Annotated in this window: 10 protein-coding genes; 4 read left to right on the top strand and 6 right to left on the bottom strand. The window is 41.8% G+C overall.

Going from position 1 to position 14,707, the window contains the following annotated elements; translation table 11 throughout:
• The first annotated feature begins 213 nt into the window (after window positions 1–213).
• From S4054249_RS11450 to S4054249_RS11440, 3 genes are read left to right on the top strand one after another with little or no spacing between them, the layout of a single operon-like run.
• Entirely contained in the window at window positions 214–1,707 is a 1,494-nt protein-coding gene (locus S4054249_RS11450; RefSeq protein WP_052960887.1) for an alpha/beta hydrolase, read from the top strand.
• The gene (locus tag S4054249_RS11445) at window positions 1,707–2,441 is read left to right on the top strand and encodes an ATP-binding cassette domain-containing protein (protein ID WP_046355049.1); all 735 of its coding nucleotides are present in this window, start codon (window positions 1,707–1,709) and stop codon (window positions 2,439–2,441) included. Before S4054249_RS11450 ends, S4054249_RS11445 begins: the two co-directional genes overlap by 1 nt.
• Window positions 2,438–3,574 carry an ABC transporter permease gene (locus tag S4054249_RS11440; protein ID WP_080928295.1) on the top strand — a complete coding sequence of 379 codons (1,137 nt, stop codon included), beginning with the start codon at window positions 2,438–2,440 and terminating at the stop codon, window positions 3,572–3,574. Before S4054249_RS11445 ends, S4054249_RS11440 begins: the two co-directional genes overlap by 4 nt.
• Window positions 3,575–3,681: 107 nt before the next feature.
• Here the strand turns inward: S4054249_RS11440 and S4054249_RS11435 are convergent, their stop codons facing one another.
• The 3 genes from S4054249_RS11435 to S4054249_RS11425 all read right to left on the bottom strand — a co-directional run bounded on the left by S4054249_RS11435 (window position 3,682) and on the right by S4054249_RS11425 (window position 10,089).
• The gene (locus tag S4054249_RS11435) at window positions 3,682–5,595 is read right to left on the bottom strand and encodes a tetratricopeptide repeat-containing diguanylate cyclase (protein ID WP_145925013.1); all 1,914 of its coding nucleotides are present in this window, start codon (window positions 5,593–5,595) and stop codon (window positions 3,682–3,684) included.
• Between the two features lie 139 nt (window positions 5,596–5,734).
• Window positions 5,735–8,908 (bottom strand): efflux RND transporter permease subunit, encoded by a 3,174-nt coding sequence (locus S4054249_RS11430; protein ID WP_046355051.1) that lies wholly within the window; start codon window positions 8,906–8,908, stop codon window positions 5,735–5,737.
• Between the two features lie 5 nt (window positions 8,909–8,913).
• Entirely contained in the window at window positions 8,914–10,089 is a 1,176-nt protein-coding gene (locus S4054249_RS11425; RefSeq protein WP_046355052.1) for an efflux RND transporter periplasmic adaptor subunit, read from the bottom strand.
• Between the two features lie 317 nt (window positions 10,090–10,406).
• Here S4054249_RS11425 and S4054249_RS11420 point away from each other — a divergent pair, with 317 nt between their 5' ends.
• On the top strand, window positions 10,407–11,009 hold the full coding sequence (locus tag S4054249_RS11420) for a TetR/AcrR family transcriptional regulator (RefSeq protein ID WP_046355053.1): 603 nt from the start codon (window positions 10,407–10,409) through the stop codon (window positions 11,007–11,009).
• Here S4054249_RS11420 and S4054249_RS11415 read toward each other — a convergent pair.
• The 3 genes from S4054249_RS11415 to S4054249_RS11405 form a co-directional block, all read right to left on the bottom strand.
• The gene (locus S4054249_RS11415) at window positions 10,993–12,837 is read right to left on the bottom strand and encodes an ABC transporter ATP-binding protein (protein ID WP_046355054.1); all 1,845 of its coding nucleotides are present in this window, start codon (window positions 12,835–12,837) and stop codon (window positions 10,993–10,995) included. The two genes, S4054249_RS11420 and S4054249_RS11415, sit on opposite strands and share 17 nt — an antisense overlap.
• A gap of 183 nt (window positions 12,838–13,020) precedes the next feature.
• On the bottom strand, window positions 13,021–13,482 hold the full coding sequence (locus tag S4054249_RS11410) for a DUF3010 family protein (RefSeq protein ID WP_046355055.1): 462 nt from the start codon (window positions 13,480–13,482) through the stop codon (window positions 13,021–13,023).
• 51 nt (window positions 13,483–13,533) lie between these two features.
• Window positions 13,534–14,535, bottom strand: a complete 1,002-nt coding sequence (locus tag S4054249_RS11405) for an endonuclease/exonuclease/phosphatase family protein (protein ID WP_046355072.1) — start codon at window positions 14,533–14,535, stop codon at window positions 13,534–13,536.
• Between the last annotated feature and the right edge of the window lie 172 nt (window positions 14,536–14,707).

The following is a 14,707-nucleotide window of genomic DNA, read 5'->3' as shown; positions in this document are numbered from 1 at the left end:
AATCAATAGTAAAGCGTCAGCAGCGCGATTATTGCTTAGCCTTTGAATTAGCCGCAATGTAGACACACCTCAATATATCTAAATTGGAAACGCTTCCAGTTGACTTGCTAATGCCTGCCCTCTATCCTAACGCCGACTGTATTAATCGGTTAATGCAGGAAGTTATCAGCAAAATTATAACAATACTTGCTGATTAGAATAAGGAAAACAGTAATGAATAAGTACGGCAATCATTTTGTTAAGTTGATTGGTCAAAGCTTAACATCCCTTGCCATTGTCTATTCTGGGATATCCTTCGCACAACAAAACAGCACGCTTGAAGCGTGTTATGTGGAAGGCCTTGCAGATCGCTTAATGTGTGGCTCTGTGAGCCAACCACTGTCGAATAAGTCACCTTCCGAGAATATTGATATCCATTTTGCTGTCATCCCAGCGATAAAACAATTACACCCCAAAGAGGCGGTTCTTGCGTTCGCTGGTGGTCCTGGGCAGTCAGCTATTGAAGTTGCAGCAATTTTTGCTCGAAATTTAAAATATGTTCGAGAGAATCGAGATATTATTCTCGTAGATCAACGAGGGACAGGAAAATCACAACTCCTGCAATGTGACACAGGGACAATTGAAGAGCAATTTGCGTTTAACGATCAAGCATTGTCATTTGTATCATTCACAAAAGAAGAAACCAGCGCATGTAAAGCGCAGTTAGCAGTGGATCTGTCACACTTTACTACTGTAGCCGCGGCCAGCGACTTTGAAGCAGTCAGGGTTGCATTAGGCTATGATAAATTGCATTTATACGGCGCATCATATGGCACCCGTATCGCGCAGGAGTATTTGCGTCAATATCCGAACTCTGTATTGAGTGCAACATTAGATGGGGTTGTACCTATGCAACAAAGCCTTGTTGCGATAGGTGATGCAATAGACAGTGCACTTAACGAAGTGTTCTTAGATTGTATGGCGAATAAAGCGTGCTTAAAACAATTCCCCACTTTGGCTGATGATTATCAAGATCTGTTGGTAAAACTAAAAAATGAGCCAATAAAGCTAACGGTTAGGCATCCGAGAACGCATGAAGAGATCACACTTGTGCTCACAGAAAGTAAATTACGTGGCGCTATTAGAATGGCTTTATATGGTCATACATCTCGTTCTCTGATCCCGTTAGTCATTGATTCTGCCAAAAAAGGGAACTACAGCCCTTTAGTCGGTTTACTTGGCAATGAGCAAACCATAGGCAACATTGCCATGGGTATGCACAGTGCGATTACTTGTGGTGAGGACTGGCCAGTTTTAACCCAGTCTGACAGGCAGAAATATAGCCAATCTTACTTTGGTAAGATGATGATCGAATCACTTGATATGGTCTGTCCCATTTGGCAAGTGGAGCCTGTTGAACACGATTTTTACAAACCAGTGAAGACTAATATTCCTATTCTATTGTTATCCGGTGGGCTTGACCCTGCAACGCCTCCTAGCTGGGCGGATCTTGCGATGGTGAGCTTTAGTAATGCAAAACATTTGGTTGCGCCTTCTGCGACACATGGGGTTGCGTCACAGACATGCGCCAATAAAGTCATTGGACAATTCATTAATACTTTGGCGTTTTCTGAACTCACCACTGATTGTCTCGATAAGGATAACAGGAAACAGTATTTCTTGAATATTAATGGACCTGTAGCTAACCATAGCCATGAGCAAAAATAATGATTGAAGTATTCGAATTAGAAAAGAAAATCGGCTCAGTACAAGCGCTCAATAAACTAAGCTTTCGTGCTGAAGATGGCAAAATCACTGGCCTACTGGGTCCAAACGGGGCGGGGAAAACAACTTGCCTTAGAACGGTCTTTGGGCTACTTCAAGCTGATAGCGGTTATGCAAAAATAGACGATATTAATGTGGTTAAAGACCCTATGGCTGCAAAGCAGCAGCTCGGGTTATTTCCTGATCCATGTGGGTTATATGAACGTCTGACGCCTAGAGAGTATGTACAGTTTTTTGCTGAGTTAAGTGGTTTGGGAAAACAAGCTGCTGCAGATGCAACTCAAAGTGTGCTTGAAAAGCTGCAAATGATAGATATTGCTGATAGGAAATGTAAGGGGTTTTCGCAAGGTCAGCGGATGAAGACAGCATTGGCACAAGCGATTGTGCACCAGCCTACCAATATAATTTTGGATGAGCCAACTCGTGGGCTTGATGTCATGAGTACTCGTATCCTACGAGATTTACTTCTTATGCTCAAAGAGCAGGGGCACTGTGTATTGTTCTCCAGCCATGTGATGCAAGAAGTAGCAGCACTGTGTGATCATGTTGTGGTCATGGCAAATGGTAAAGTAGTGGCAGAAGGTTCCCCTCAGGCTTTGTGTGAACAGACTCAAAAGGACACGTTAGAGGAAGCTTTTATCACATTGATAGGCTCAGATGAGGGGCTTGCAGCATGATGAGGCTAGTACAGGTTTTATACAAAAAAGAGATGCTAGATGCGAGCCGTGATAAACGCTCGGTGATGGCGGGTTTATATTATGCTATTGGTGCTCCCATAGTAATGTGTTTGCTGTTTACGATTTTACTTAAACAGTTGAGCTCTCCAGACGCGCTAAAAATTAGCATTGAAAACGCAGACGCTGCGCCTAATCTCGTCGCTTACTTAGATGGACTCGATATAAGTCATGGTGATGGTGAAAATGTTAAGCCGATTGAACTGGTTATAGATTTAAATTACACAGAAGATATGTCTGAGGGGCGAAGTGCATTAGTCACAATAATTGCAGATAAGTCTGACAATAAGCTCATTAAATCAGTGCGTAGGCTAGAGAGGGCACTTGCTCGATATAACTCAGAAATCGCAGGATTGCGACTCATCAGTCGCGGAATTGATCCCAGTATTATGCGTGCGGTTAATGTACAAACTCAAGATCAAGCAACGCCTGACTCAAAAGGGGGCATGTTTCTTGGCATTGCGACTTTATCTATAATTATTGCGTTATTTTACTCTGCTATGAATTTGGCGATTGATACAAGTGCTGGAGAAAGAGAGCGAAACTCACTGGCACTGCTACTAAGCCACCCTTTGAGTAGCACGCAGATTGTACTAGCAAAAGTTGCTGCGATTGCAAGCTATTCAATGATAGGTCTTGTGTTAGTGCTTATCGTGTCAAAATTTGCTTATAGTATGGTGCCATGGGAACAGCTTGGTTTTAGTATTAACTTGGATGTGATGTTCATTCTCTTCTGCACGCTTATTGGTCTTCCAATTGCTTTAATGTCCGCCAGTTTATTGGTTTTTGTGTCATTTATGGCGAAGTCATTTAAAGAAGCACAGTCGTACGTCGCGTTTGTACTATTTGTACCAATTGGCTTGAGTATGATGACGACCTATGACATCGCTACCGAATATGTTCAATGGGCACCTATTGCGGCTCAGCAGTACGCCATGATTGAAGTGATAAAAGGGAATGAATTACCGCTCTTACAAGTGCTTTTATCATCGTTCAGTACTTTAGGGCTATTTGTGGTATTCACAATGCTGAGCAGTAAGATGCTGAAAAGTGAGAAGGTTGTTTTTGGGCTTTAAGGGCGCTTTGGTTGGGCATAGTTTATGCTCAACCAGCTTTGCAAAAAAACAAATCGCATGGCTTTACTACAACTTCGTACTGTCTTCCCATAAAGCTTAAAATACTATCAAACAGCACATACCACTCGATTTCTGCCTGACTTTTTGGCTTGGTATAGTGCGACATCTAACTTGCTGTATATTTTATCTAGGCTTTGTGGCGATGTTTTATAGTAATAAGTTGAGAAGCTTGCGGTAATATGAATCGTTTCTCCTGACTCTGTTTCAATCGGAAGCTTGCTTAGTTCTACTCTGAATTTCTCAATCACGTTTTCATTGTTTGATTGCATTAAATTGGGTAAAAACAACATAAACTCTTCGCCACCAAAGCGTGATAAAAGGGCGCTTTTACCGAAAAAGTGCTTGGCGAGCAATGCTGCTTGTTTTAATGCTATATCACCAGTAGGATGGCCATATACATCGTTAACTTGTTTGAAATGATCTAAGTCAAACAACACCAAGCAATGTTGTTTTCCTATTGCAGGGACCGCGGTTCTTGAAACAACCTTGAGAAAAGTACTTCTCGTAAGCGCACCAGTTAAATTGTCATGCTGAGCCCGATATTTGTGTTTAGAATAACCTCTAAGACTGATGAATAGCAGCAGCAATGAGAAGAGTATAATGATGGCTTGAAACTGTTGTCGCTCTTCAAGCTGGGAAATGTGGGCAAGCTGTTTGTTGTTATGTTTTTCCAAGCGAATGTTTTCTAATTGTTGCGCGGTGACTTCAAGTTCAGATTCGAGTGCCAACATCGCTTGCATGGTTTTATGAGTATTGAACTGCTCTTTTTGTGCAACTAACTCGCTTTGCAATTTATAAGCTTGCTCATAGTTAGATCGCATCGCGTAAAGTTCAGATAGTAGCTCTAAGCTGTGAATTAAGTGAGTTTTATCACTGACGTTGCTCGATAGGTTATAGGCCAAAGTTGCTTGGCTAATGGCATCCTCATATTGGCCAATAGCACGCATATTTTCAGCCGCTTGCAGGCGAATGTCTGTGATCAAATTAATATTATTCGTTAAACTTATTTTAGATAAAGCGCGTTCAAGAGCGATCGTTGCAAGATCTATCTTTTGTGTATTGGTATACACTTTTGCTTTTTGCACTAGAGTGTACGCTTGGCGATAAGTGTTATCGAATTTAACATAGTATTGATGTGCTTGATTAAGCCATTGTAGAGCCGTGTCATATTTCTCAGCTTTGTTGGCAACTATACCCAGATTTAACATGGTCAGTGCCACCTTAAACTCATTATTTTGTACTTTTCTCAAGGCCAAAGATTTTTCTAGGTATTTGACTGCATCGGTGTAATTACCAATTTCTAAATATGTCAGTGCTAAATTATTATAATAAGGCGCTTTGTTACCTTCATATTGTGAGTTGGCGATGGCTTGTTTGTACGTTTCAATAGCCTGAGCATGATCTCCTAAAAAGTTAGCATTCAAAGCTTTGGCATTGTGTAAAGAGTTTAGACCCCAAAATGGTTTTTTAAGGATATTTGCGTTGCGCTCTACTTCTTTAATATGGTGATCGAGTTGTATGTAATTTGCTAAAGTGATTTTGGCATTAATGAAAAATAACTCAACGGTTGCTGTTAAAGCCGGATCTTCGATGGTATAAGCAAGCGTAATGGCCTGTTTAAAGCCTTGCATCGTTTGTTCATACTCATTGTTATGCGCACTGTTTAAAGCGCTAACAAGGTTTTTTAAAATTTTGTCATACTCGCTGTTATCGTAATTTATTAATGCGCTTAAATTGTGCTCTTTATTCAATGCAAGCGCAGTTCTTACTAGCGTAGCACCAATATAGACACGTTTGGCACTGGGTTGTGTCGATTCAACTTCTTTAATTAAAAATTCAAATGCATCATGTGTATCTTGCGCGCGTAACATGTCATAGGTTTGCTGCCATGAATTCTGTGTGCTACTAAATACGGGAAAATTGATTACTAATGCGAGTGCAAGTACGACAAATAAACGCAAAGATTTAGCCTTTGTAGGAAAATAATTGCAAATAGTAACATAATGGCTTGGTGCTTTTACAGCCAAAACCTTGTTATCATTTGTAACTGATGAGTCGTAAAACAATAAACGCCAGTTTACTGGCGTTTATTGTGCAGCGTTAAGCTAGATCTTCTGGTGTATCTGTGTGGTCATGCTTATGATGTTCTGCAATTTCTTTTGCCAGCTCTTGTTTTGAGCGTTTCTCGGTAAACTTTCTTGTAGTTAACCAATAGAAAAACAGGGGTACGAAAAATACCGCTAAGAATGTTGCAGCCATCATGCCGCCCATCACACCAGTGCCAACGCTGTGCCTTGCGCCAGCTCCAGCTCCAGAGCTGAGAACGAGCGGCACGACGCCTAAAATAAACGCCAGTGATGTCATTATGATAGGTCGGAACCTCAATCTGGCAGCCTCAAGCGCCGCAGTACTTGCACTCCAGCCTTGTTGGTGTTTCATCAAAGCGTATTCAACAATTAAAATTGCATTTTTACTTGCAAGACCGAGCAGGGTAACCAGACCAATTTGGAAATATACGTCATTGGTAAGGCCTGCTATCCAAATTGAGACAAGCGCGCCAAAAGTGCCAAAAGGCAGTGCTAGTAAAACTGATACTGGTAAAGACCATCGTTCATACAAAGCGGCAAGGATCAAAAACACCATCACAACAGCTAGTCCAAGAGCAAGTCCGGTGGTGCCAGAACTGCGCTTTTCTTGGAATGCAGAAGCAGTCCATTCGAACGTCATATCTGGTGGAAGAACTTCAGCTGCAATACGTTCGATTTCTGCAATTGCTTGCCCTGAACTATAACCTGGCGCTGCATTGCCCATCAATTTGACTGCTGATAGGTTGTTGTATCGATGCAAGCTTTCAGGGCCGCGAGAAAACTCTATGTCTGTAAACGCAGAGATAGGTACCATATCTCCTTGGTTGTTCTTTACATAAATACGGCCTACATCTTGTGGAGACATTCTAAATTGAGCTTCTGCAGACATAATAACCTGCCAAGAGCGACCAAATTTATTAAAATCATTCACATAGTAATTACCCAGATTTGCAGCAAGGGCGTTAAATGCAGAGTTAATATTGACGCCCATTGCTCTGGCTTGTTCTCTATCCATATGAACTTGAAGTTGCGGTGCGTCAGGTCGCCATAGAGTCTGTAACCCCCCCAATATAGGGCTTTGCTGCGCAGCATTCATCATTAACTGCATACCTTGTTTTAGCTTTTCAGGGTCTGCACCAGTTTTGTTTTGTAGGTAAAATTCAAATCCGCCAGTAGAACCTAACCCGAAGATAGCTGGGGGGTTGAAAGCGAGAACCAATGCTTCTTTGATGTGTGCTGTTTTCATAAACAGTTCTCCAACAAGGGCTTTTGAGTCAACTTCACGTTCATCCCAATGCTTCTGCGTGATAAATAAGGTCGCTGCGTTGTTTTTATAGCCACCTCCTAAAAAGTCAAAACCGGTGAAAGCAACAACATTTTCGTTTGCGGGGTTGGATTGAGCAGCTTCAATAACTTGGTTTGTCACTTCTGTTGTTCGCTCTAGAGATGTCCCATCCGGTAAGAAAACAGCACTGATGTAGAATCCTTGGTCTTCATCTGGCACGAGTGAGCCCGGTGTTTTTTGCCACATAAAGATGGTTGTCGCGACCATTGCTGACATAAGTACAAAACCTAGCGCACCACGGCGGATCATAAAGCTCACTGAGCCAACATATTTACCTGTGATGCGGGTAAACCAATCGTTAAACCACAAGAAAAAGCGTGCGGTCTGTTTATCTTCATGTTTTAAAATTAAGACGCATAGGGCAGGGGTCATTGTTAACGCGACTACACCCGATAAACTAACTGAGATTGAGATGGTAATCGCAAATTGTCGGAAAAGTTCGCCTGTTAACCCACCTAAAAAGGCAATAGGAATAAACACTGAGCATAACACGAGTACAATTGCGACAACTGGCCCACTGACTTCTTCCATTGCTTTATAAGCAGCTTCTCTAGCGCTGACATGCTGCTCATGCATAATACGTTCGACATTTTCCAAAACAACGATAGCGTCGTCAACGACAATACCTATTGAGAGCACCATACCAAATAGAGTTAAAGTATTAATTGAATAACCTAACATATAAAGGCCTGCAAAGGTCCCAAGTAAAGATACAGGTACTGCGAGCGTTGGAATTAAAGTTGCGCGCCAATTTTGTAAAAATAGGTATACCACTAAAAAAACCAGCACCATGGCTTCACCAAGTGTGATCAATACTTCACGTATAGAAACCTCAACAAATCGCGTTGTATCGTAAGAGTTTAAATGTGCTAGGCCTTGCGGAAATTGCACTTTTAGCTTTTCAATTTCAGCTTCAACTTCATTAGCGACATCTAACGCATTTGCACCGGGTTGCAAGAAGATACCCAGTAGTACGGCATCTTTTCCATTGATTGTACCGTTGAAGTTATAATCTTTTGAACCGAGTTCAACACGGGCAATGTCTTTGAGTCTTAACGTTGAGCCATCAGCATTCGCACGAATGATGATATTGTCAAATTCTTCAGGGGTAGAGAGTCGACCTTGAGCGGTGACACTGTAAACCAATTCTTGTGGGCTGGTTGATGTTGGTGTCGCGCCAATACTACCCGCTGCATATTGTGAGTTTTGCTCTCGGATCGCATTGGTGACTTCTTCTACCGTGACTTTGAGTTGGCTCATAATGTCAGGTCTCAGCCATATTCGCATCGCGTAATCGCGCGCGCCGAATATCTGAACATTGGTCGTCCCAGGAATACGCTTAATATTGTCCAATATATTCATTGTGACATAGTTAGACGTCCATAAACTTGAACGACTGTTATCAGGCGAGTAGAAGGCGTGAACCTGTAAAAAGCTTGATGAACCTTTTGCAACAACAACGCCTTGACGCCGGGTTTCTTCAGGTAGCCGGGCTTCTACTTGCTTTACCCTGTTATTCACATCAACCGCGGCTTGGTCAACGTCGGTCCCAATCTCAAAGGTCACAGTGATGGTTGTTGCACCTGCGCTACTGCTAATTGACTCCATATACATCATGCCTTCAACACCGGTGATAGCGTTTTCAATGGGCGCAGCAACGGTTTGTTCTAGTACGTCAGCGGACGCCCCAGGGTATACAGCGGTGACTTGCACTTGAGGTGGTGATATTTCTGGATATTGGGCAACTGGCAATGTCCGCATGGCGGCAAGGCCTGCAAGCACTATTACAATTGAGATCACGAAGGCAAAAATAGGCCTATCAATAAAATATTTAGAAAACATAGGGCTTATTCTCCTTGAGCCGCTACGTTAACGGGCATACCTGGGAAGAAAATACGTGCCATGCCTTCAACTATCACGGGTTGATTTGGCGCAAGCCCTGAACGAATGACCCACATATTTTGACCATTTAATTGTACCCATTCACCAACAGTGACCGGTGCAGGTAAAGCAACGGTCATACCTTGTTCGTTCTCCGTTGCGACATAAACGAATTTTCCGGTACCGCTATCTAAAACAGCCCGTTGAGGCACAACGATTGCTTGGTTTCTAACTGCGCCACTTAGCTGCACACGCACAAATTGACCAGGCCTTAACTCACCATTGGAGTTTGCTATACGAGCTTGCAACTCAGAGGTACCTGTAAAGCGATTAACTCGAACATCTGAGAAGTTCACTTTTCCTTGCTCAGAATAGACCGAACCATCTTGTAAAATGATGGTGGCATCAAACTCGTTATTTTTTGGTAGGGTTAATGTGCCAAGTTCGACGTCTTTTCGCATGGCCAATTGTTCACGCTCAGAGAAACCAAAGCGAGCTCGCATGACACTGGTGTCTGTGAGCTCAGTTAACAGCACTGTTGGACCTGAGATATAACTGCCTTGAGATTCTTTCTCTCGGCCAATAATACCAGATACAGGTGCTTTCACTTGCGCGTACTCTAAATCGAGTTTAGCCTCACTTAACGCTACTTTGGCTGACTCTAAGTTTGCCAATGAAATATCGTATGCCGAAACGGCATTGTCGAAATCACGCTTTGAAACTGAGCGTTCGTCTTTGAGCTTTTCTAATCGATCTCGTTCGCGTTTCGCTTGTGCTACATTTGCTTCTGCGGCGTGCAAATCAGCTTGCGCTTTTTCAAGTTCAAGTTCAAATGGTTTTAATTCGATGGTAAATAATGAATGGCCTGCTTTTACGTATTGTCCTTCGTCGAAATTTCTTGACTCAATTAACCCTGACACACGGGCGCGAATTTCTACTTCTTTGTCGCCAAGTAGAGTAGCAGGCAATTCGATTTTAAATGGTACGCTTTGTGTTGTAACGTGAGTTACACTGACTTGAGCAGGTTGCATACCAAACCCTGCTTGTTGTTGTGGTGCTTCTGAGCAAGCACTTAAAGTACCTACTGCAAAAAGAGCTAGAGAAAGGTGTTTAACTTTGCTTTTGAATGATGCCGGATACATGAACACTCCAAATCCTATTTACTATCGCGCTTTCCAAACTGCCGCAGCAATCGCTAATAACAGTTTAGCTTACTACCTTGTATAAATTATTCCGAAGAGGGAATTATTGGGCATATTGTCATTTGATACCTTCCTCACACCAAAGTAAAGGTTATAAACTCGACAATTATACAAGTAAACGCTAGTGTATACTTGTTTTCTTGAAAGGTAAACGATGTCGTGTACTTTTATTTATTGTGAATAAACGTAACCGTATACTTTTTATTGTCCCGATTATTGATTAAACTTATGTTAATTGTTAAAAGCGAGAGAAATTGATGACACAATTGTCAGCCAAACAGCAAGCAATCGTTAGCGCAGCGATTGAGCAATTTGCATTAAATGGGTTGCAAGCCACAACGATGGAGGCGATTTGCCAAAAGGCTGAAGTATCTAAAAGGACATTATATAAACATTATCCAAATAAAGAGGCATTGTTTGATGCAGTTGTTATTTTACTCATCGAGCGCATTGAACCTTTGACTGCAATTCAGTTTATTCCGAATTATGATTTTGAAGTTCAGTTAAAGCATTTGGCTTCTAGTGTGGTGAGTTTATTGTCTGATCCTGATTACATCAGGTTATCTCGTATTGTGATGATTGAGTCAATGCGCAGTGAAGCCCAGGCACAACGTCTAAACGAAAAGTTTAGCCATTGTGAGCAGTCTATGGTCGTATGGTTTGAGGAAGCCGCTCACGCTGGGTGTCTCGGCGATCACGATGCACACTTTGCTGCGGCTTTCTTTTGGGGAGGATTAAAAAGGCTGACATTTTGGGAAATGGCCATCAGGTGGCAACCTCCCGTCGATGAAGAACAACTTGAGTCATTTATTGAACAAGCTTGTAGGCTGTTTTGCAATGGTGTCAGTCCACACCAATAAAACCGCCCGTTTGGTGCGCCCATAGTTTTGCATAAATACCATTTTGTTCGAGTAATTGTTGATGTGTGCCTTGTTCGACAATGGCGCCTCTTTCAAGGACAATCAAACGGTCCATTTGCGCAATGGTTGATAATCTATGGGCTATCGCAATGACCGTTTTATCGTGCATTAACTCATCTAAACTGGCTTGGATTGCTTGCTCTGATTCAGAGTCGAGGGCCGATGTCGCTTCATCAAGTACCAAAATGGGAGCGTCTTTTAGCAAAACACGGGCAATGGCAATGCGCTGCCTCTGACCACCAGAAAGCTTAACGCCTCGCTCACCAACTTGAGCATCTAATCCTTGATTTCCATGGCTGTCCTCTAGGTCCCATATAAATGAACTCGCTTGTGCTTTATTGATCGCTAGTAGTAACTCTTCTTCACTTGCTTCAGGTCGGCCGTACAGGACATTATCTCGGATACTGCGGTGTAACAAAGCGGTATCTTGAGTAACCATAGCAATCTGTTTTCTTAGGCTCTCTTGTGTTACATGGCCAATATTTTGTCCATCTATTGAAATATCGCCTTGCTGAATATCGTAAAATCTAAGCAACAGATTCACCAGTGTTGATTTCCCAGAGCCGGAACGTCCTACAATGCCTATTTTTTCACCGCTCTTTATGTCTAAAGATAATCCATCAAACACGGGGGGAGATAGATTTTTATCCATACGCTTGTAAGCAAAAGTGACATCTTTAAAGTTGATACGTCCACTGGTTACTATGAGGTCGTTTGCATTGGGCGTGTCGGCGACTTCGACGGGCTTCGATAGTGTATTCATACCATCCACGACAGTGCCAATATTTTCAAATAAACTGCTTATTTCCCACATAATCCATTGGGACATACCATTGAGTCTTAATGAAAGACTGATGGCGATAGCTATTTCACCTGCTGAAATCACATTCTTTGACCAAAGGAATAGGGATAGGGCGGCAACGGAGAACACCAACAGGTAATTTAAGACTTGGATACTCACATTCAGGCTGGTGACTAGTCGCATTTGTTTGTAAACGGGTTGCATAAACACATTCATACTGCTTCTAGCATATTCTTCTTCGCGCTTGGTGTAAGAGAAGAGTTTTACGGTGGATATATTGGTGTAGCTATCTACGATGCGCCCTGTCATTTCTGAACGAGCATTGGCTTGTTCTGAAGACACTTGCTTAAGCCTAGGCAAAAAATAAACTTGCACGCAAACGTAGAAGAATAACCAGACAAATAACGGAATGAGTAAACGTATATCACTGCTACCAATCAGAATCAGTGTGGCACTAAAGTAGACAACGATGTAGACCAATACATCGAGCAGCTTCATCACGGCTTCTCTAATCGCTAATGACGTCTGCATTAATTTAGTTGAAATTCTGCCGGCATAATCGTCTTGATAAAAAGACATACTTTGTTTGAGCAAGTACCTGTGTGCTAGCCAGCGAATTGACATAGGGTAGTTGCCTAGCAAACTTTGATGTAAAAATGCGCTATGTACAAAGACTAATATTGGAATTGCTATTACGGTAATTGCAGCCATGGTCATTAAAGTTTGGCTTTTGCTATCGAAAAGCTGTTCAGGGCTCATGGTTTGCATCCAATCAACCAAGGTACCCATAAAGCTAAATAAGATAACTTCTAGAGTCGCAAGAGAAGCGGCACATATTGACATGATAATGAGTGGGTATTCCATACCACGACTATAATGTCGACAAAAAGCATAGAGGGAGTTAGGAGGTTGCTTTGCGTCTCTTGTGGGAAAAGCATCAGTGAGTTTTTCAAACAGCTTGTACATTAATACATCCTTTTTAATTCCAACATGCGCGAAAAATTTGTTCGAGTTTTCGAGATTAGCAGAAAATGAAGTGTATAAGTTAGCGTTTATATAAATAGTATTGAAGAGAGAAAAATTAGAATAGGGTGACAGTAAAGGTGAGTGATGTGACTCACCTTACAATAAGTGTGCAAAAGAAGCGTATTAAGCTTGTTCGTCTTCTACATCATGTCCATACGTTTTGCGCATGATCAGTACATAAGCATTTGTGAATGCTTGTTCTTGGTACTTTCTTAATCCAGTGTCGGCATAATCTACAGGAACCGGATTGCGTTTTAGTTGTTCTTTCACTTCGGTTGCATTGAGTAAGTGTACCTCAGTGTTCGGGATCAGCTGAAAAGCAGCTTCCATTTTAAAGCCCGCAGCACTACCCGAAAACTTTCCTTTATGCGCTCTTTGACGAATTGCAATGGTATCGATTTGATAATCTTCTACCAGTTTTGATACATCAAAGTGAAACTTGCGCATTGCTTCTTGATCTTGGCCGATGTTTGCCAATGTGAAGCGAGTTTGTCGAATATCCCTAATGTCGAATACGTCGTTCTCTTTTGATAAAAGACAAAGCATCGCTTCGCTACCAGTAATTTCAACACCTAATGTTCTCATTATATTTTCCAATTTATACCTAATGGCTGGGATAATAGCATAGCTTGTTTATTAAATTGTAATTTCTATCGCAATTGCCGCATGATCTGAATATCTTATGTCCTCTTCGTCCCTTTTAGGGTCCAAATGGCTTGCATAATTATGATAAGTTAACGAGTTAACACGTGTATTAGGGTCTCGAGGTGTAAATTCTTTAGACGCCAAAATATAATCTAATACATTACCCTCACCGTGGTAATAATGGGTAGGAGGCTTTACTCCTAACTCGGGTTGATTGTCTGCAATAGCAAAGCTTTCAAATAAACCAACGCTGCCCAATTGAGAGGACTCACTGATAATTGGAAATTGTTCTGTCATAAACGACAGAGCAGGGCTGGTAATGTGGGCATTGAAGTCACCCATCACGAGTGTTGCGGAGTTCTTCTCTCTTTGTGTTTTCAAAGCGTCGTAATACACAATGGACGCTTCTAAAGAGCGGGAAATTTGAGACTGCATTGTGCCTACCGTTTGATTGAGCATGACTAGAAATGGATCTTCTTGGTCTGGATCTCCAAGTAATGGTGCCATTGAATGGACACGTTGAGATTTGAAGTGTACGGCGTAAATCGTTAATAAGCCGAATTCATCTAGGTCAAACGTGCATTTGATTGGGGTGCGATTAAACTTGAAATGCGCGAGGTTATTTAAATATTCTAATAATTCATGGCAAGGTTCTAGCGGCTTGCATTGCTTAAATGGGATTTTTGAAGCGATGGCCACTACTGGGTTAAATAGTACGTTTGGGTAAACGGTATCCTGTTTGGGTGAGTCTACTGTTGCAAAGTAACTTAGGCCTAAGTCTTCGCACAATGAGGCTAATACATCTGGGTTGAACACTTCTTGGAATACGATGACAGTTGGATCAATGTGTTGGATAAGGCCTGTAATAAACTGCGTTTTTGTGGCCCACTGTGTGTCATTGTAAGTTTCTTCAGGCTGATAAAATGCATAAGGAGGCGATGCAAAATTCAAAAGATTGAAAGACGCAAATTTGAAAGTTTTTCGCTGCTCCATAAAAATCCCTCTGTTTTCCATTAAGAATGACTATTTTATCTTAGTCTTTTCCTTGCAACTCGTCACGCATCAGGTCACAATAGCCGCAGGATTGAAAGACCCCAGTCAAATTTAGCATACCACTGAATAACCAATGCTTATTCGTAAAAGCGTTGATGGGCAACACTAACAC

Origin of the sequence: Pseudoalteromonas luteoviolacea (genome assembly GCF_001750165.1) — a bacterium.
GTDB lineage: Bacteria > Pseudomonadota > Gammaproteobacteria > Enterobacterales > Alteromonadaceae > Pseudoalteromonas > Pseudoalteromonas luteoviolacea_G.
The sequence above is the reverse complement of the archived record's forward strand: the minus strand, read 5'-3'. Positions and strand labels throughout refer to the sequence as shown.

What these genes read in the sequence shown, in the direction of transcription:
- S4054249_RS11450 (WP_052960887.1), top strand. Translation starts at nt 214, where the DNA reads ATGAATAAGTACGGCAATCATTTTGTTAAGTTGATTGGTCAAAGCTTA.
- S4054249_RS11445 (WP_046355049.1), top strand. Translation starts at nt 1,707, where the DNA reads ATGATTGAAGTATTCGAATTAGAAAAGAAAATCGGCTCAGTACAAGCG.
- S4054249_RS11440 (WP_080928295.1), top strand. Translation starts at nt 2,438, where the DNA reads ATGATGAGGCTAGTACAGGTTTTATACAAAAAAGAGATGCTAGATGCG.
- S4054249_RS11430 (WP_046355051.1), bottom strand. Translation starts at nt 8,908, where the DNA reads ATGTTTTCTAAATATTTTATTGATAGGCCTATTTTTGCCTTCGTGATC.
- S4054249_RS11425 (WP_046355052.1), bottom strand. Translation starts at nt 10,089, where the DNA reads ATGTATCCGGCATCATTCAAAAGCAAAGTTAAACACCTTTCTCTAGCT.
- S4054249_RS11420 (WP_046355053.1), top strand. Translation starts at nt 10,407, where the DNA reads ATGACACAATTGTCAGCCAAACAGCAAGCAATCGTTAGCGCAGCGATT.
- S4054249_RS11415 (WP_046355054.1), bottom strand. Translation starts at nt 12,837, where the DNA reads ATGTACAAGCTGTTTGAAAAACTCACTGATGCTTTTCCCACAAGAGAC.
- S4054249_RS11410 (WP_046355055.1), bottom strand. Translation starts at nt 13,482, where the DNA reads ATGAGAACATTAGGTGTTGAAATTACTGGTAGCGAAGCGATGCTTTGT.
- S4054249_RS11405 (WP_046355072.1), bottom strand. Translation starts at nt 14,535, where the DNA reads ATGGAGCAGCGAAAAACTTTCAAATTTGCGTCTTTCAATCTTTTGAAT.